The organism is Rhodomicrobium sp. R_RK_3 (assembly GCF_002198715.1).
Taxonomy (GTDB): Bacteria; Pseudomonadota; Alphaproteobacteria; order Rhizobiales; family Rhodomicrobiaceae; genus R-RK-3.
The window spans coordinates 125,605-143,564 of sequence record NZ_MWLK01000008.1 but is presented as its reverse complement, the minus strand read 5'-3'; the positions used below and the strand labels follow the sequence as shown (position 1 = coordinate 143,564).

The following is a 17,960-nucleotide window of genomic DNA, read 5'->3' as shown; positions in this document are numbered from 1 at the left end:
TTCCCCTCTCCCCATGCCCCCATAGCCCCGTGTCTAATTCAAGGCCGCGCCATTTCCAGCGCGGGGCCTACCTAGGGAGAAACCCCAATAAACGGGCCAAGTCGAGACGCCCGCAAAACATTAAGGGAAAAGGATTTATTCGGCTTACGGATGTAATCCGCAGGCTCGGAAGCGCGCTGTCACTGGCGGCGAGCGCGCCGGCCGGTCAGGACCGCGCCACCAGCACGCAGCCGACCGCAATCAGCACCGTGCCGACCAAGCGCAGCGGCGTCACCTGTTCGTTCAGCAGGAACACGCCGAACAGCATCACCATGATGAAACTCACGCCGACGAACGGGTAAGCCAGTGACAGGTCGACCTTGGACAGCACCCACAGCCAGACCACCACGCTGAGGCCGTAGATCATCAGCCCGATCCAGACCAGCGGCGAGCCGGCGACCGCCAGCAGCATCGCGGCCGCGCCGCCCTCCTGCATCGCCGCCTTCACGCCGGGGCTCGACATGCCCAGTTTCAAGGCGAGCTGGGCGCAGGCCGAGGCGGTGACGGTGGCCAGGATCAGCGCCAGTAAGGTCGGGGACATCGTGGGGGTTCCGTTCAGAGCGGCAGGACGAAATAGCGGGCAACCAGCACCAGCACGACGCAAATGAGGCCGGCAATCTGGCTGGCCCGGTCGCGCAGGGCATATTCGACCGGGTCCTCGAGCACATCGCCGCGCCGCGCCGCGATCCAGACGCGGTTGGTCCAGAAAATCATCACCAGGCAAAGCCCCCACAGCACGTCGCGGCTGGAATATTCCAGCTCGACTTCCGGGCTGTTGATGAACAGCGCCAGCACCACCACCGAGGCGGTGGCATTGGCGACGCCAAGGATGAACATCGAATCCGTGTCGACGCCGACATAGCCGCGCCCGCGCACCTTGTCGCTGCCATTGTCGGTCTTGCGCAGCTCGATATAGCGCTTGAGATAGGCGAGGCTGATGAACAGGAAGATGCAGAAGGCCAGCAGCCAGGAGGACAGATCCACTCCGATGGCGACCGCTCCGCCGAGCACGCGCAGCATGTAGAGCACCGACAGCGCCAGCACGTCCGCGGTGAAGATGCGCTTCAGGGCGAAGGAATAGGACAAGTTGAGAACGAAGTAGGAGGCCAGCACGATGAGGAAGGGGCGCGGCAGGTAGAACCAGGCCAGCGCCAGAGCGGCGAGCGGCAGTCCGATGGCGCCGACGACGCCGAGCGAGGGCGCCAGCGCGCCGGATGCGAGCGGGCGGTTGCGCTTGGTGTCGTGCTGGCGGTCGGCTTCGAGGTCCTTCAGGTCGTTGAGGAAATAGCCGCCCGAGGCGCACAGGCTGAAACAGGCAAAGGCGACGCAGGCCTGCAAGACCAGTGTCAGGTTTTCATATTCATGCGCCGTCAACAGCGGCACGAAGACCAGGAGATTCTTCGCCCAATGATGCGGGCGCATGGTCCGAATGAAACCGCCCACCGGCGCTCGTTCCGCTGCCAAACTCGAACTCCGTATACCCACTGGATCGTCTTGGACGTCCGCACGAGGCGCAAGTTTCATCGCGACGCCATCTCCCCCGCCCGGCCGGAGGTGGCCGGGGCCTAACGGCTTTAGCAGCTTCGGCGGTCGAAGCCAACGGGATGAAAGTCGCGAGCGGCGACAGGCTTAGCCATGCTGCTGCCACTTGCTTGTTCAATGAACGTTCACCAAGTGGTTTCGATAATCCGCGATGGGTCGTGCGCCGGGCGGGCGCGCGGCCCGTTTTGCTCTTTGCACCCGTGTTGCCAACAGACCGAACGATCATGACCCTCGACAATTCCGAGCGCCCAGCCCGGTCCGACACCGATCCGGCGCCCCGCCAATCGATCGCATCGCTCGCCGCCAACGGGCTGATTATCTTTGCCTCGATCTTGGTGTCGCTGCTCATCGCCGAGGCCGGCTACCGGGTCGCGACCGGCATCGCCCTGTTCGATCCGACCGACTGGCGCGCGGATAATTTCCGCTTCAGCCGCATCGGCGACCGCGCCATTCCCGACCCGCTGCTCGGCTGGACGCTGAAGGACAATTATCGCGGCAACGGCTTCACCACCACCTCCCGCTACGGCGCCCGGCGCAATTTCGATGAGACCGAGCTGCGGACCGGCGGCATTCTGGCGGTCGGCGACAGCTTTACCGAAGGTTTTGACCAGGTTACCGATTCAGAAACCTGGCCGGCGCATCTGGAAAAGACGCTGGGCACGCCGGTCGTGAACGGCGCGGTCGCGGGCTACGCCACCGACCAGATCATCCTGCGCGCCGAGCAATTGCTGCCGGTCGTCGAACCGAAAACGCTGATCGTGGGCTTCACCGAGGTGGACATCTACCGCTCGGCGCTCTCGGAATCGGGTGCGCCCAAGCCCTATTTCACCATCGAGGATGGCGGGCTGGTCTATCATCCGCCCGGTCCCATCGATCCGATGGACAAGGAAAGCGTGCTCGGCTCGGCCTTGCGGGACGTGCTCGGTCACTCCGCGCTCGGCAATTACGTGTTTTCGCGGCTGACGCCGGATTTCTGGTATCCGAGCGAGGCCTCGGTCTATCACGAGGTCGAAAACCAGCCGATCGACATCACCTGCTTGCTGCTCGGCCGGCTGAAGCAGAAGACGCAGGAGAAGGGCGTCCGGATGCTGCTGTTCCTGCAATATGGCGGCGAGATCGTGCTGGAGGAGCCGGGCATCGTGCCCGACATGAAAATCGTCACCGAATGCGCCCAGAAGGCCGGCATCCAGGTGGTCGACCAGTTCGCGCCGCTCAAGGCCTTGACGCATGGCACGCCCGATCTGGTCGCGGAATATTACACGCAATACGAGAATGGCGAATTCGGCCACATGTCGTCGAAGGGCAATGAACACGCGGCGTCGGTGCTGGCGCAGGCGCTGAAGGCGGTCGAGCCCGCGCCGGTCAACGCGCAGCTCGAGAAGGAAAAGCAGGAATTGCTGCCGAATTAGAGCCGCGCCCTAGAGGCTGATGAGATCCTGCGGACCCAGCTCTCGCAATCCCCGCGAAGGGGGATGCAGGACGCCGCAGCGGGCGCGATTGAGCCACTGCCGAACGGAAAGTTGCCCTTTACTGGATCCCCGCTTTCGCGGGGATGACAAAAACGGGGTCTTTCCAACTTTACGAGACTGCTTTGGCAGCGAGCGCGCCCGCTAGGCGGGCGTCGCCCGTCTAGAACCGCTCGATCAGGCGCTCGATATAGTCCAGCTCGCCCGGCGGGCGGGCGCGTTCGCCGAGGCGGCGGCGGAGCTCTTCCAAAATCTCGCGCGCACGCTGCAAATCGGACTCCTCCGGCACCTTGACGCTGTCGCCGTCGTCAAGCCCTTGCGTCGGCAGTGGACGGCCGAGCGGGTCGCGGTCGCCGCCGCCGGCATTGGCGCGGCCGCGATTGCCGGGCTGGCCCATGCCGCCCATCATCTGCTCGGCGAGCGACTTGGCGCCCTGGCGCATCTTGTCGAGCGCCAAGGTCTGCTGTTCGGTGGCGCGGCCGGCATTTTCCTGGCCGAGCGCTTCGCCCGCCTTGCCCATGGCCTGGCCGGCGCCGTCGAACTGCTCCGGCGGCTTGGCGCCAAAACCCTTCAGCTTGTCCATCAGCTCCTTGAGCTGATCCTGCAGGCCGCCCTGCTTCTGGCCGAGGCCGGGGAAGGGATTGCCGCCCTCCTGCTGGCCGTCGCCTTGCTGACCCTGGCCCTGCTGGCCTTTGCCTTGCTGCTGTCCTTGCCCCTGCTGGCCCTGGCCCCGCTGACCCTTCTGGCCGCGCTGGCCCTGACGGCCGCCCTGCTGGCCCTGCCCCTGCTGGCCCTGCGGCCCCTGCTGACCCTGCGGCTGACCGTCCTCGCCTTCCTCGCCGGCGCCGTCCTCGGCCTGCTGCTGGGCGCGGAAAGTCTCGTCGAGCAATTGCTGCTGCTTGGTGATGAGATCGCTGAGGCCGTCCAGCATCTGCATCATTTCCTGGGCCTGGCCGTTATTGGCCTGGTTGCCGGGCTTGGCATTCTCCAGCATGTCGCGCAATTCGCTGAGCATCTGGCGGGCCGCGTCGCGCGAGCCGGTCTTGGCCAGATCCTCGATCTGCTTGAGCATCCGCTCCAGATCCTTGGGCGTGATGACCTTGTCCGGCGAGAGCTGGCTGTTCTGGTTCATCTCCGGATTCTGCGCCTGCTGCTGGCGCATGCTCTCCAGGAAATCGTTGAGCGCGGTGCGCAGCTCGTCCATCAGCCGCTTGATCTCTTCATCCGAGGCGCCGTTCTCCAGCGCCCGCATCAGATCGTCCTGGGCCATGCGCAGACGCCGCTCGGCGTCGGTCAGGTCGCCATCCTCGATATTGACGGCGATCTGCCAGAGCAGGTCCGCCGTGCGCTCCATCGAGGCGGTGTCATCATTATGCGTCAGCCGCCAGAAGGCGCTGCGAATGCCGAGATAGACCTGCATGTCCGGGGTGAAGATCTCCGGCGCAATGGTCAGCGTGTCGAGCGCGCGCGCCACCAGGGCTTTCTGGTCGGGGCGATCGACGAGCTTTTTGCGCTGCTCGATGAGGGCCTTGGCCAGCGGCTTCTGGAAGCTGCGCTGCGGCAGCACCATCTCGAACGGTTCGCTGCGGCCGACCTGGGCGGCCTGGTCGCGGGCCTCCAGCGTGACGGTCGCGGCAAGGCCGGCCCAATAATGCGAGGTCAGGTCGCGATAGGTCTGGCCTTCGCCCTGCTTGGTGTTGGCGCGCGGCAGCGTGAGCGGGATGACCGGCGCCTCGCCGAGCCGCTTCACATTGGCCGGGCGCTCCTCGTCATCCTCGGGATCGGCGGCGGGCGCGCGGTCGATCACCGCCTGCGCCGACAGCACGCCGTAATCGTCCTCGACACCGTATTTCAGCTTGAGCGAGCCGCGCTGCGCCTCGCTCGGCGCTTCGGTCAGATGAATGACCGGCGGCTTGTCCGGGATGATGTCGACGGTCCAGCGCGCAACCGGCGAGCCGCCCTCGAGCAGCTCCAGCGTCGAGGCGCCGGTCAGCGATTCCTTGAATTCGGCGGTGTTCTCGCGCCCCTTGGCGAAGGTGGCGTCGAGCAGCTTGCTGGCATCTTCCGGCGCGGCCGGCGCCTCGGCCTTGGCCAGCGGCACGATGCTCAGCTTGAAATCCGACGCATTGGCGTGATTGACGCGGACGGTCAGCTCGCTCTTGGTCGGAACGGTGAAATGGGTTTGCGGCTCCTCGCCCGCGACGCGCTGGCGCGAGCCGTCGGCAAGCATCACCGGCGGTGCGCCGGTATAGACCGGCGGCGTGATCCAGGCATCGAGACGGGCCGAGGAGGCGAACACCGCCGGCTTCAGGTTGAACGCCGCCTTGATGCGCTCGCCCGCGTCATCGCTATGGGCGACGAAGCCCGTCGTGAGCAGCAGCAGCAGCAGCGTGCGCAGGGCGAAAGGGTCCCAGCGGTCGACGCGCGGATGCGGATAGCCCGATTTCAGCCGCGAGAACAGCTTGGTCATGCGCTCGCGATGGGCGAGCCAGATGCGGCTGGTCGCCTGCGAGGGCGCGTTGCCCGAGAGCGTGTCGCTATAGGAGGTGGCGGGGCGGTGCGGCAGACCGGCGGCGGCTTCCAGCCGGCGCAAGCCTTCGGCCCGGTCCGGCCAGCGGATACGGATCAGCGGGATGAACGAAAGCGCGAGCGCGAGGCCGAAGCCCCAGAGCAGGCCGCGATGGATCTCGAAGCTGAGATATTGCCAGACGCCGAACAGCGACAGCAATAGGAACACACCGACAACGGCGATGGGCAGCCAGAGGGCGGGCCATAGGCGGTCGAGGAGAATGACAAAGCGCGCCCGGCGCACCTTGCGATCCAGTTGTTGCGACAGGCTCCGTTCGGAAGAGCCGCTTGCACTTTCCGGCTGATCAGACTTCCATTTCATGCAACTTAGGATAACACAGACTTATGAGGGGACAACAGCTTGCGGCCGCGCAGCAAAATTTGTTTTTTGCGGCGCGGCAAAACCCTGAACCGATTGGGTAAATTAAGCCTTTACCTGCCAGGGGGCGAGCGATTCCGCTTTCAACATCTCGTCATAATTGGGGCGTGCGCGCACGACCGCCCAGCGGTCTCCGTTGACCATCACTTCAGGGATCAGCGGACGGGTATTATAGCTCGAGGATTGCACCGCTCCATAAGCGCCCGCCGTCATGATGGCCACCAGTTCGCCGGCGGCGACAGGCGGCAGCGGACGGGCCTTGGCAAAGAAATCGCTGCTTTCGCAGACCGGGCCGACGACATCGACCGGAAGCCGCTGGGCGCCGGGCTTGGCCTCCGTGACGGGCCAGATTTCGTGATAGGCATCGTAGAGCGTCGGCCGGATCAGGTCGTTCATGGCGGCGTCGACGATCAGGAAGCGCTTGTCCCCGGTGACTTTTTCGTAGATCGCGCGGGTGACCAGGATGCCCGCATTCGCCGTGATCATCCGCCCCGGCTCGAACAGCAGCCGGCAGCCCAGGCCGCCCAGTGTCTCATGCACGATGGCGGCGTAAAGCTCCGGGCGCGGCGGCGGCGGGGCGTCGTCGCGATAGGGCACGCCAAGACCGCCGCCGACATTGACGAAATCGATCTGGTGGCCGGCCTCGCGCAGCCGCGTGACCATTTCCGCGATCAGGGCGAAGGCGTTTTTCAGCGGGCCAAGCTCGGTGATCTGGCTGCCGATATGCATATGCACGCCGCGCGGCGCGATGCCGGGCATGGCACGGGCTGCGTCGTATAGCCGCGGCGCATCCTGCCAGGGCACGCCGAACTTGTCCCCGGCCCGGCCGGTGGAGATTTTGCTATGCGTCCTGGCATCGACGTCGGGATTGACGCGGAAGGCAATGCGGGCCGTCGCGCCGCGAGCGGCGGCGACTTCGGACATGGCGGCGAGTTCGGCCTCGGACTCGACGTTGAAGGCGAAAATGCCCTCTTCCAGCGCATAGTTGATTTCGCCGCGCGTCTTGCCGACGCCGGAGAAGACGATGCGCTCGGCCGGGACGCCAGCGGCCCGCGCCCGCCGCAATTCGCCCTCGGAGACCACATCCATGCCGGCGCCGAGCGCGCCCAGCGTGCGCAGCACGGCCAGGTTCGAGTTGGATTTGATGGCGTAGCAGACGAGCGCGTCATCGCCCGCGAAGGCGTCGGAGAAGACGCGGTAATGACGCTCGAGCGTGGCGGTCGAGTAGCAATAGAACGGCGTGCCGACCGCCTCGGCAAGGGCCGGCAGGCTGACATTTTCGGCATGAAGCACGCCGTCGAGATAGGCGAAATGATGCATCTGCGGCCACGCTGGGAACGGAGAAAGATCGCTGCTGATAACGGGGTGCGGCGGGAAAGGTCAAGCAGCGTTTGAAGATCCGGCTCTTGCGGAGAGAGAGCGGGTGCGCCCATCGCGCGCGAGCCGAAATCCGCGAAGGCGGGCATTCCAGTATTCACAAAGCCGACATTGGCTTTCTGCCTGACCTTTTGCGCTGCGGCGTACTGGTTCCCGCCTTCGCAGGGATTTCGTTTTAGGACTTGGCGAGTCGAACCGATTTCATCCCGCGCTAGGCCGAGGTCCGCTTCAAGCCTCCGCCCCCGCGATCGTGCTCCTGTGGAGGCAACAGCGCTTTTTCGCGGCCCGCGAATGGGCTAAGTAACGTCCATATGGGTAATTGGGAGAACATCATGAACAATCTGGCATTGTTGATCGGCCGCTGGGCGCTCGCAACCGCCTTCGTCGTCAGCGGAGCCGGCAAGTTTCTGGGCGGCATCGAGGGCGTCGCCGGGACTCTCGCCGCCAAGGGCCTGCCCTACGCCATGCCGCTGGCGATCGTCGCCGCCGCTGTCGAATTGGGCGGCGGTCTGCTCGTCGTGCTCGGCTTTCAAACGCGCCTCGCCGCGCTGGCGCTGATCGTCTTCACCATCGCCGCGACCTATCTGTTCCATAATTTCTGGGCGGTCGACCCGGCGCAATACCAGGCGCAATTCGTCCACTTCCTGAAGAACCTTTCGATCATCGGCGGCTTTCTCGTTCTGGTCGCCGCCGGACCCGGCCGCATCTCGGTCGACGGCGCGCGGGGCTAGATCACGATTCGGTCACGGTGCGGGCGGCTTCTTTGGCGCGCCCGGCTTTCCGTTTTTCGCCGCAATGCGGCTATGGAGGCAATGGTGCAGCACTCGAAGACCGGCCGCGGGTGGTCATGCTCCGCTCAATGATCCGGCTGGCGCTCGCCGGCGCCGTGATCCTGGCGGCCAGCGCCTATTTCGCCGAGGGCGCCTGGCTGCGCGGCATCGACCGCCTGCACATGGCGGGCCGGCATTTCAACCGCGTGCTGCACATCCAGCTCGGCTATCAGCTTCCCGGCACGCCGGACCTCGCGGGGCTCGACGCGCGGCTCGCGGCGGGCGGCTTCAAGCGCGGCGCGCCGGTCTTCATGCGCATCTTCAAGAGCGACATGACGGCGGAGCTCTGGATGAAACGCGGCGACCGCTTCGCGCTCTTCGCCAGCTATCCGGTCTGCTACTGGTCCGGCCAGCTCGGGCCGAAATTGCAGACCGGCGACCGTCAGGCGCCCGAAGGCTTCTATACGATCTCGCGCGGCCAGCTCAACCCCAACAGCCGCTGGTACCGCTCCTTCGACCTCGGCTTCCCCAATCTGTTCGACCGGGCGCATGGCCGCACCGGCGCCTTCCTGATGGTGCATGGCGGTTGTTCGTCGGTGGGCTGTTACGCCATGACCAACGCCGTCGTCGACGAAATCTGGGGGCTGATCACCGCCGCCATGGACGCCGGGCAGGACCGCTTCGCCGTGCAGGTCTTCCCCTTCCGGCTTACCGAAGCGCGCCTCGACGCCTATCGGAACCATCCCTGGGCATCCTTCTGGCGCGAGCTGAAACCGGGCTACGACGCCTTCGAGGCGACGCGCTTGCCGCCGGAGGTGAGCGTTTGCAAAGGCAAATATGCCGTGCGGCCGGCAACCGCGCCTTCCGCCGACGCGCCCGTCCTGCGCAATGACTGCCCCGCGGATGCCGGAGCGCAGAGTTAGAGCGGCATGAGTTTCGCAAGTCCCCAGTTGCCGCAGCCTTTCCATCTAACATTGGGAGAGGGCGGCGCGCTGAAGGCGTGCCGGGTGAGGGCATTACCCGCTCACGCTCACCCTTTCCCCATGGGAGGGGAAACGGCTGCGGAGCTGGTTTAAGCGCGGGACCCGCTCCTGCCTAAGAGCGCGCCGTGGCTTGATGAACTGCACCGGCGCCCTTTCGCGGCGGATCGGCCGCGGCAATTGCGCGGAAGGTTAGCAGCTAAGCCTTGTGGCTGGCCCCCAATCGCGCGATTGCAAGCGAACGGACGGGCCGCCATTCGGCTGCAGCCCGATCGCCCTGAGACGGAGGGCAGTTAGCCGCGCCTTTGCGCCGATCTCAGCGTGCCGGATGCTTGTGAATGGGGTCGACCCAGTAGACTTCGTCCGGCGTCTCGACGGGATCGACGTCGGTGATGTTGACGACGACCGCCTCATTGTCCGAGCGCACCAGCACGCATTCGAGCACATTGTCCGGATCGGCATTGATTTCCTGATGCGGCACATAAGGCGGCACATAGATAAAGTCGCCCGGCTCGGCTTCGGCGACATATTCCAGCCGCTCGCCCCAGCGCATCCGCGCCTTGCCGCGAAGGACGAAAATCACGCTTTCCAGTTCGCCGTGATGGTGCACGCCGGTCTTGGCATCCGGCTCGATGGTGACGGTGCCGGCCCAGATCTTCTGCGCCCCGACGCGGGCATGGTTGATGGCGGCCTGACGGAACATGCCGGGCGTCTGCGGCGTGTTGGCGTCGAGCCGGTCGCCCTTGATGACGCGAACGCCGTCATCGCGCCATTTCTTGGGAGCCTCGTGCTCATGGGTCATCGGTCGGTCCTCGGAATGTCACGGGCGGCGGTTAGATCACGATGAACCGTGATCTCGTTTTTATATTTAGAGCGCGAGCGGTAAACCGGTCCCCACTTTGCCTCATCCCGCTCTAGAACCCCATGATCGGCCGCAGCAGGCGCGCCGCCAGGCGGCTGAAATAGGGGGTGTTCTCGCTGGCGATCAGGCAGATGCACTCCTCCTCGCCCGACGCCCTCGGCTGATGCAGCGTGCCTTCGGTCCATTCGATCACCTCGCCCCGCACGTAATCGCCGGTATGATCCCCGTAAACACCCTGCAGCACGAGGGTCAGTTCCATGCCGGTATGCTCATGCTCGAGCAACAGCTTTCCCGGCGTCAGCCGCAACAGGCGCATCTGGCCGGAGCCCGGCGGCAGCTTGACCCAATATTGCCGCACGCCCTTGACCACGCGCTTCCACGGGATCTGGTCGCCGCTCATGCCGAGATAGCGCGCCAGCGGCTGCGGCAGCCAGGACTCGGCGACCTCGGGGGCCGGATCCGGCGCGGGCTCGGACGGGGACGGCAAATCGCCCGGCCATTTCGCCGCCGCGCGCTCCATGAACATCGTATCGGCGATACTTGGCTCGATCTGCCGCAGCAGCAGGCCGCCGACGGTTTCGAGCCGGCGCACATGCTCCGCGCAATCTGGGCACAGGGTGAGATGGCAGGCGACCACGCAGGAGATCGAATTCGGCAGCGTGCCCGCGGCGTAGGAGATCAGCATATCCGCATGCGGATGGGTGTTGCGGGTCATGACCGGCCCTCCGCCGGGTCGCACAGACTATCGAAGGCAAGACGCATCCGCGATTTCACCGTGCCGAGCGGCAAGTCCAGCTTCGCCGCGATTTCGGTTTGCGAAAGTCCCTCGACGAAGGAAAGTTGCAGCACTTGCAATTCTTCCGGCGGCAGCGCGCCGAGCGCGCCTTCGATCCCGCCGCGCTCCGGTTCCCGGAACGCCGGGCCGCGCAGCCGCTCGGCGGCTTCGACCTCCTGGTGGAAGCGCTGCCAGACGGTCTGCTGCCTGACGCGGCCGATGCGCAGATTGCGCGCTATTGCATAGATCCAGGCGGAAATGGTGCCCTTCCCGTCGGCGAGTTGATGAGATTTTCGCCATACGGCGAGCATGGCGTCCTGAGCGATGGTTTCGGCCATGTCCCGGTCGGCGCCCTGGCGCATCAGCATGGCCCTGATCTTCGGGCCGAATGTCAGGAACAGCGACCGGAACGCGCCGGCGTCCTGGTCGAGGCTGCTCTTCTTGAGTTGATCGCCCATTTTCGCCCGGGGTCCGGCCGCCTTCGGCCGGAGAGACATGCGTCATCACCAAGTCGGCAAGAATAGCCTCACCTCCCGCCGAATAACAGCACAAATACCGGGCCCTGGGCGACCTGTGTATTCCCGGCGGCAATCTCAGATCGGCTTCAGCAGCGGCGTGAAGCTGCGCTTATAAAGCGCGGTGCCGAAAAGCTTCAGCACCGCGTGCCGGGCCGGACCGGGCAGATAGCGCATCTTGTCCCGGATCTTGGACTGCGTCTGGACCCAGTCGAGGCGCGGCCGGCGCCGCCGCGCGTAGGCTTGCAGCGCCGCGTCGAGGTCGCCGCCGCCCGCAATCGCCTCGGCGAGCACCAGCGCATCCTCCATCGCCATGCCCGCGCCCGAGGCCATGTTCGGCGAGGAGGCATGCGCGGCGTCGCCGACCAGCACGACCCGCCCGTTCACCCATTCGGGGATCTGCACCTGCTCGACGCGGCCGAAATGCACCTCCGTGCCTTCGGGGAGCCGCTCGATCAGCGGAAACACCGGGGCGCCGAAATCGGAAAACAGCGGCGGCAGCGGCGTCGCGGCGGAGTATTTGCCGGTGCTTTCGGCATCGACCGCGAGGTCGGCATAGACATAGACCTCGGTGGGGCTGACCGGCTCCGCTAGCATGGACCTGCCCTTGCCGAGCATCGCGGTCCAGCCGTCGATGCCGGTCGAGTTCTGCGTGATGAACCGCCAGCAGACCATGCCCAGATAGGCGGGCGGCTCGTCGGTGAACAGCATCTTGCGCAGCGTCGATTTGATGCCGTCGGCGCCGACGACGAGGTCGTAGCGCGCCGTGCTGCCATCATCGAACGCGACGTCGCAGCCGGCCGCGGACTGGCTGAGGCCGGCGACGGATTTAGGGCGGGCGACCTTGGTCAGCTTGAGCGAGGCCGCGAGGATCGCCTGCAGGTCGTTGCGCGGCAGCGCCAGGCACGGCCCGCACTCCGCCCAGATGTCGGCGGTGTGGATGACGTTCAATGACCGGCCGCGCGAGTCCAGGATTTGCTGCTTGCCGATCGGGACGGCCGTTGCCGCGACCTCCGCCCGGAGGCCGAGCTGGTCGATGGCGCGGGCGGCATTGCCGGGGAGGTAGAGGCCGGCGCCCCCTGTCGGCGCGCCCGGCTGGCGCTCGACCAGATCGGCGGCGATGCCGCGCAATTCCAGCGCGCGCGCAAGCGAAAGGCCGGCGATGCCGCCGCCGGCGATCAAAATTCTCATGTCAGTTCCTCATCGAGCGCCGAGGCGCCATGGCCGGCGATACCGCTGGCGGAGCGGATAGGATCAGCCGGCCGTCCTCATGTCCGGGCGATTGATGAGCAGCGCGCGGCGAACGGGCAAGGGCGTAGGGGCGTGGGAAGCGAGGAATCGCGTTACGAACGCAATAATCATGAGGCGCGGGCCATGGCGGCCGGCCAGGCGAGGCAGGGAGGCGGGCGCGGGACGCCAGCCTCCCCATGCCGAGGCTATTTCAGGGCCTCGGTCTCCCCGTCGAGATGGAAGGTGAGCCTGCCGCGCACGACCGCCGAGCTCAGATCGTCGCCGTCCTCATAGGAGGATCCGCTGGACGAAGCGTCGGAGCCGTCGAAGCCGTAATACAGGCCTTCCAGGCCGAAGCTGGTCCGCTCCGTCAGCTTCAGCTCGAAGCCGCCGCCGACGACATAGCCGATCTTGTCCTCGCCGCCGTCCTTGGTGACGGATGCGACACCGCCGGAGCCGCCGGCACCGCCAGTCCCGCCGGGACCTCCGGGGCCAGTGTAGTGCTGGTCGTTCTCATACTGCCCTGGACGGCCATCGCCGCCAGCGCCGCCGGAGGACAGGGAAACCGAGGCCACATCGCCCGCGCTCTTGGCAAAGGCGACACCGGCGGTGCCGTATACCAGGACGCGGTCGAAGGAATGGCCGAGCCGCAAGCGGATCGAGGCGAGGTAATCGCGGAAATCCTCGTCGGCCCAATTGGCGTCGCCTTCGATGCCGAACACGCGCGCGCCGTCCTGCCAGTTGTAGCCGAGATGCACGCCCGCGACCGCGCCGGCATTGTCGCCGAGCGAGATCAGCGCTGCTGAACCGCCACCGCCGCCGCCGCCAGCGCCGCCGGGATCGTCTACACCATCGGACGGGGGTGCATTCTTGGGTTTGCTGCCGACGGAATTGCCCTGGGCGCCGTTGCCGCCGCCCTGGCCATTGCCGCCATTGGCGGTTTTGATCGAGTCGGTCCGCTTGCCGCTGCCGAAGCCGGCTCCGGCATTCAGGCCCGCATAGAAGCCAGACCAGTTCGCGACGGCCTCGGACAGATAGCCGTCCTTGAAGCTTTCATGCGGCGCACGATCGAGATGCAGGGTCAGGCGGGCACGCAGCACCGTCAGATCCTCGTCTTCGAAGGAATAATAGAGCCCTTCCAGGCCGGCGCTGACATTGCTGGACAGCATATACTCGACACCCGCGCCGAACACCGCGCCGGTCTCTGTTCCGCCATCGCTCTTGCCGAAGCCGCTGGCGCTGCCGGAGCCGCCTGACGCGCCTTCGCCGCCAAGACCGCCATAATGCGCGGGGTGGCCGACCTCGCCGCTGTCGTCGCGGCCATCGTCGTTCACGGCGCCGTCGCCGCCCGAGCCACCGTTGCTGGAGAGGCCGATAGCGTCGTTGCCGTCGCTGTCGCGGATGGCGAGACCGCCGGTGATGTAGAGGAACAGGTCGTCACGCGCGACGCCGACACGGCCGCGCAAGCTGGCGAGATAATTGTCGAGGCCGCCGTCGAACGAGGCGTCGCCCTCGACGCCGAAAACGATGTTGCCGTGCTGCCAGTTATAGCCCAGATGCAGGCCGCCGATGATGCTGTCGTCATCGCCGCTGCGGCCGGTCAGCAATGCGCCGAGGCCGCCGTCGCCGCCTTCGCCGCCGACGCGCCGCCCATTCGAAGCGCCGCTGTTGCCGGCCGCGCCGCCATTGATTCCGCTCGCGTCCCCGCCGTCGATGAGGCCCGGATTGCCGCGCGTGTTGTTGTCCCCGCCGCCGCCACCGCCGCCNGCCGAGCGAGATCAGCGCTGCTGAACCGCCACCGCCGCCGCCGCCATCGCCGCCCTTGACCGACAGCTTCGAGCCGTCGCCGCTGCCCCAGCCGCCGCCAATATGGCCGCCGACATAGAAGCCAGCCCAGTTCGGCACGCCGACAATGGCCGGGGCGTCGTCCTTGTAGCTCTGATAGCGGTCGGGAAGGTCGGCGGCAAAGGCCGAAGTGCTAAGCACGGCAACGGACAATGCGAGGACAGACGTCCCCGCCGGCACAAAACGACTGCGCTTCATGAACCCCCCAAAACGTACCCAAATACCCCTGCGCCCCAGCAGGGAACTTAGTCCAGATCGCTAAAACGATAGCAACTCGGCCGGGGCTCCGCGAGGTTCAATTGCGGCGGCGAGAAGTTGCAAATATGGCGGCCCCTGCGCCGCGACCCGCAGATTGAATAACGGATTCAAACGCTTGTGAAACGGCGTAGGCTTACGGCTGGACCAAGGTCTATGTGGCCGCTCGGCGACAGACTCGGCGCGCAAGTCTGCGGACGATAGTATCGGGCCCATCAGCGCAATCCAGGATTGGTGAGAAATCGTGGCTTTTGCAACATTCCGTCTGTGATGATGCCCACAGGCCGCACGTCGCCGTGATCGCGGGCTGCCTCATATTTACCCCATGCCGGTGATGCGTTAGGCCTCGCCCATCGCAACGGAGTTGACGGCATGACTCTCACCGGCTTTGTCACCTATGCGGGCGCGCTCGCCATCGCGGCCGCCATTCCCGGTCCGGGCGTGACCGCGCTCGTCGCGCGCGCGCTCGGCTCGGGCTTCCGCTCGTCGCTATTCATGTCGCTCGGGCTGGTGCTCGGCGACCTCACCTATCTGACCGCCACGGTGCTCGGCCTGGCGCTGATCGCCCAGACCTTCGGCACCGTCTTCCTGATCGTGAAATGGCTCGGCGTCGCCTATCTGGCCTATCTCGCCTGGGTGTTCTGGACCAGCGGCATCACGCCGGAGACCATCCAGGCGAAGCGGACCACCGACGGCCCTCTGGCGAGCGTCGTCGCGGGGCTGACGCTAACGCTCGGCAATCCGAAGACGATGATCTTCTATCTCGCGCTGACGCCGACGCTGGTCGACCTGCAGGCCATCACGCTGGCAGACTATGCCATCCTGGCCATGGTGACCGCCGCCGTACTGCTGATCGTGCTGATCCCCTATCTGATCCTGGCGGCCAAGGCCCGCAGCCTGCTCAAGGCGCCGCGCGCGCTGAAGGCGCTGAACCGGACGGCGGCGGCCTTCATGGGCGGGGCGGCGGTGGCCATCGCCACGCGCTCGGCCTGACCAACAATCACTCCCCGCGTTTCGTTGCCGGGGCGGTGTAGCGGCGGGTGACCTGCTCCTCGATCTGCTCCCGGCTCGCCTTGGGCGACAGGCTCTCGTCGGCCTCGACGCGGGCCGCTTCCTCGGCGAGGTCCGGATCCTTGATGGCGCTCCTGAACCATGCGGAATAGTCGCCGCGCTTCAGGTGATGCATCCAGGTGTCGTCATCGACGCCGGAGGCGAGCTGCAGGAAAATGATCAGGTTCTGGGCCCGCAAATTGAGTTTTTCCTCGGGGCCGCGAAAATAGAAGCTTCGGTCCTCGCCGAGTTCGCCCTCGGCATATTTGCGCACATGGCGGATGCGCAGCGACTGCGGCTTACCGATCGTCACAGCCTCCGCCTGGCCCTCGCCGCGCCGGTAATAGACCGCGCCGCCCTCCGGCACCGTCACGCGCGGGGGTGCCGGAGTGCCGGCCGCCTCACAGAATTCGGCGACGATCTCAAATGGCTGGTCGCCGACGCCGATCACGGTCTCGACCGCGTCGAGCAGCATCGGCGACAGCGCCTTCGGCGATACCGTCACCAGGACGAGGCCGGGCAGCGAGCGCGGCAGCGTCACCGGCTTGGCCTCGGAGGGCAGCAGGTGATGCGCCTCGTCGAGCACGATCCAATGCGGACGCCCGGTCTCGGAGCGCAGGAAGGACAGCTCCGGCAAAAGCTTTGCCAGGAAGCCGGGGCGATCCGCCAACGGCACCGCGAGCAGGTTGCACACGACGCTCATGCCCGGCGTGTCGAGCACGCTCAAAATTTCCTCGACGGTCGGGCTGTTCTTGGCGGTGCCGATGGCGGTCGCGGCGGCGAAAGCGCCGTAATCGCCTTCCGGATCGAGCACGCAGCATTGATAGTCGAGCTCCGTCATGCGCTCGAGCAGCGTCGTCACGGTGGTGGTCTTGCCGCCGCCGGAGGAGCCGGTGATGAGCAGCGGTCCGGCGCGCGGGTCGAGCGGGATCTCGCTGCCGCCGGCGGTCTTGCCGAGCGCCGGCATCGGCGTCGGCAGCGGACGGCCGGTGCCGGTCAGGTCGGTCTCGCACAGCATCCGGCAAAGTTCGACGACGCCCGCGCCCCGCGCCCCGCGGGTCACCAGATCGACGCCCGCCTTCAGCGTCTCGAGCGCGTTGTCGACGGCGACGCTGCAACCGCAGAGCCGCAGGAAGGCGTGGTCGTTCTCGGCGTCGCCGATGCCGGCGACGTTGTAGGGCGAGATGCCCAGCCGGTTGAGCGCGGCGTGCAGGCCCGACGCCTTGTTGACACTGGCGGGCAGCACCATCACCGCGCCCTTGTTGAAGATGATCTGCAATTCGAGGCCGAGTTCGCGGATCGCCTGCAGCACCACCGTCTCGTTCGGCTCCCAGGTCGCCACGATCGAGCGGCCGACCGAGAGCGGCGTGATGCCCAGCGCCTTCAGATGCGCGACCAGTTCAGGCGAGGCGGGCGGCGCGAGGAGCTGCTCGTCCTTGGTGGCGGGATCGTAAAGCGTCGCCCCGTTCTCGGCGACGATAAGGTCGAAAATTGCAAGGTCCGGGCAGGCGAGCGCGAGGTCGGACATTTCGCGGCCGGTGACGAGGATCACCTTGCGGCCGGATTTGCGCAAGGACCGCAGCGAGTCGAGCGCCTCCGCGTCGACGACGCCGTCCGCGGCGAGCGTGCCGTCATAATCAGTGGCCAGAGCGACGAAGAACATGCGGATCATCCCCGATTGCGTGGCGGTTCAACGCCCGAGCCGCCGGTTCGTTCGGCCATGAAAGGTTCGGCATGGGCGCAGCGCTCCCGCGCCGGTTCCGCATGACCGCCAGCCCGGCCTTTCGCCGCGCCCGCCGCCGCGATCTGGCCACGGTGACGCAAGGAAATCCGTTAACTACGCGCCACGGAACATAAATTCCAGGTCCTTCGTTGAGCCTATCAATCGAACACTCAAGGATCAAACTCATGAGAAAACTCTTGACCGGCTTGGCGGCATCCGCGGCCATTGTTTCGCTTACTGCGGCAGCGGCATTCGCCTGTCCGGGTAAAGTCACCAGCGCCGATGGCTCATCCGGCACCGGCAAGATCGTCCTCGCCCAAGGCGGCGGTGCGGGCACCAGCGGCAGCGGCGGCGCAGGCGCGATGTCGCCTCCCGGCACGTCCGGAACCGGCACTTCCGGGACTGGCGGCAGCGGCGAAACCCGCGGCAGGCCTATGACCGATCCGCAAAAGGATTGGCCGAAATCCGGTTCGTCCACCGAATCCGACAAGCCGGCGACGCCGCGCTAGTTTCATAAGGTCTGCAAGGCGCGGAAACATGCGCATGCGGCACTGGCCCTGGCCCCGCCTCCCGGCGGGGCCTTT

At 66.2% G+C, this 17,960-nt stretch carries 14 protein-coding genes and 1 pseudogene; 5 read left to right on the top strand and 10 right to left on the bottom strand.

Going from position 1 to position 17,960, the window contains the following annotated elements; translation table 11 throughout:
* Positions 1 to 205: 205 nt before the first annotated feature.
* A complete protein-coding gene (locus tag BLEFHOIH_RS04390; RefSeq protein WP_088343296.1) occupies positions 206 to 580 on the bottom strand; it encodes an EamA family transporter in 375 nt (124 codons plus the stop codon).
* Positions 581 to 594: 14 nt separating this feature from the next.
* A complete protein-coding gene (locus BLEFHOIH_RS04385) occupies positions 595 to 1,563 on the bottom strand; it encodes a UbiA family prenyltransferase (RefSeq protein ID WP_088343295.1) in 969 nt (322 codons plus the stop codon).
* 242 nt (positions 1,564 to 1,805) lie between these two features.
* On the opposite strand from BLEFHOIH_RS04385, the gene BLEFHOIH_RS04380 reads away from it, so the two are divergent.
* Entirely contained in the window at positions 1,806 to 2,990 is a 1,185-nt protein-coding gene (locus BLEFHOIH_RS04380; protein WP_088343294.1) for a hypothetical protein, read from the top strand.
* Positions 2,991 to 3,210: 220 nt separating this feature from the next.
* On the opposite strand, the gene BLEFHOIH_RS04375 is transcribed toward BLEFHOIH_RS04380, so the two are convergent.
* Both BLEFHOIH_RS04375 and lysA read right to left on the bottom strand, forming a co-directional pair.
* Positions 3,211 to 5,859 carry a TIGR02302 family protein gene (locus BLEFHOIH_RS04375; RefSeq protein WP_170936998.1) on the bottom strand — a complete coding sequence of 883 codons (2,649 nt, stop codon included), beginning with the start codon at positions 5,857 to 5,859 and terminating at the stop codon, positions 3,211 to 3,213.
* A gap of 180 nt (positions 5,860 to 6,039) precedes the next feature.
* Entirely contained in the window at positions 6,040 to 7,314 is a 1,275-nt protein-coding gene (gene lysA / locus BLEFHOIH_RS04370) for a diaminopimelate decarboxylase (RefSeq protein ID WP_088343292.1), read from the bottom strand.
* Positions 7,315 to 7,703: 389 nt separating this feature from the next.
* Here lysA and BLEFHOIH_RS04365 point away from each other — a divergent pair, with 389 nt between their 5' ends.
* Positions 7,704 to 8,102, top strand: coding sequence for a DoxX family protein (locus BLEFHOIH_RS04365; protein ID WP_170936997.1), 399 nt, complete (start codon positions 7,704 to 7,706; stop codon positions 8,100 to 8,102).
* 116 nt (positions 8,103 to 8,218) lie between these two features.
* Complete coding sequence (locus tag BLEFHOIH_RS04360) at positions 8,219 to 9,064, top strand: murein L,D-transpeptidase family protein (RefSeq protein ID WP_088360683.1); 846 nt, start codon at positions 8,219 to 8,221, stop codon at positions 9,062 to 9,064.
* A 373-nt stretch (positions 9,065 to 9,437) separates the two neighbouring features.
* On the opposite strand, the gene BLEFHOIH_RS04355 is transcribed toward BLEFHOIH_RS04360, so the two are convergent.
* From BLEFHOIH_RS04355 to BLEFHOIH_RS26995, 5 genes and pseudogenes are all read right to left on the bottom strand, one after another.
* A complete protein-coding gene (locus BLEFHOIH_RS04355; RefSeq protein WP_088343289.1) occupies positions 9,438 to 9,923 on the bottom strand; it encodes a cupin domain-containing protein in 486 nt (161 codons plus the stop codon).
* Positions 9,924 to 10,035: 112 nt separating this feature from the next.
* Positions 10,036 to 10,698 (bottom strand): ChrR family anti-sigma-E factor, encoded by a 663-nt coding sequence (locus BLEFHOIH_RS04350; RefSeq protein ID WP_088343288.1) that lies wholly within the window; start codon positions 10,696 to 10,698, stop codon positions 10,036 to 10,038.
* Positions 10,695 to 11,216, bottom strand: a complete 522-nt coding sequence (locus BLEFHOIH_RS04345) for a sigma-70 family RNA polymerase sigma factor (protein ID WP_170936996.1) — start codon at positions 11,214 to 11,216, stop codon at positions 10,695 to 10,697. The genes BLEFHOIH_RS04350 and BLEFHOIH_RS04345 overlap by 4 nt, the downstream gene beginning before the upstream one ends.
* Before the next feature lie 135 nt (positions 11,217 to 11,351).
* Complete coding sequence (locus BLEFHOIH_RS04340; protein ID WP_088343286.1) at positions 11,352 to 12,464, bottom strand: FAD-dependent monooxygenase; 1,113 nt, start codon at positions 12,462 to 12,464, stop codon at positions 11,352 to 11,354.
* A gap of 1,806 nt (positions 12,465 to 14,270) precedes the next feature.
* Positions 14,271 to 14,546, bottom strand: a pseudogene (locus tag BLEFHOIH_RS26995) (hypothetical protein); the annotation flags it as partial.
* Between the two features lie 429 nt (positions 14,547 to 14,975).
* On the opposite strand from BLEFHOIH_RS26995, the gene BLEFHOIH_RS04330 reads away from it, so the two are divergent.
* A complete protein-coding gene (locus BLEFHOIH_RS04330; RefSeq protein WP_088343284.1) occupies positions 14,976 to 15,596 on the top strand; it encodes a LysE family translocator in 621 nt (206 codons plus the stop codon).
* A 7-nt stretch (positions 15,597 to 15,603) separates the two neighbouring features.
* On the opposite strand, the gene BLEFHOIH_RS04325 is transcribed toward BLEFHOIH_RS04330, so the two are convergent.
* Positions 15,604 to 17,316: an HAD family hydrolase gene (locus BLEFHOIH_RS04325; RefSeq protein WP_088343412.1), complete on the bottom strand. Its 1,713-nt coding sequence runs from the start codon at positions 17,314 to 17,316 to the stop codon at positions 15,604 to 15,606.
* 257 nt (positions 17,317 to 17,573) lie between these two features.
* Between BLEFHOIH_RS04325 and BLEFHOIH_RS04320 the strand changes: the two genes are divergently transcribed.
* Positions 17,574 to 17,885: a hypothetical protein gene (locus BLEFHOIH_RS04320; protein WP_088343283.1), complete on the top strand. Its 312-nt coding sequence runs from the start codon at positions 17,574 to 17,576 to the stop codon at positions 17,883 to 17,885.
* Positions 17,886 to 17,960 lie beyond the last annotated feature (75 nt).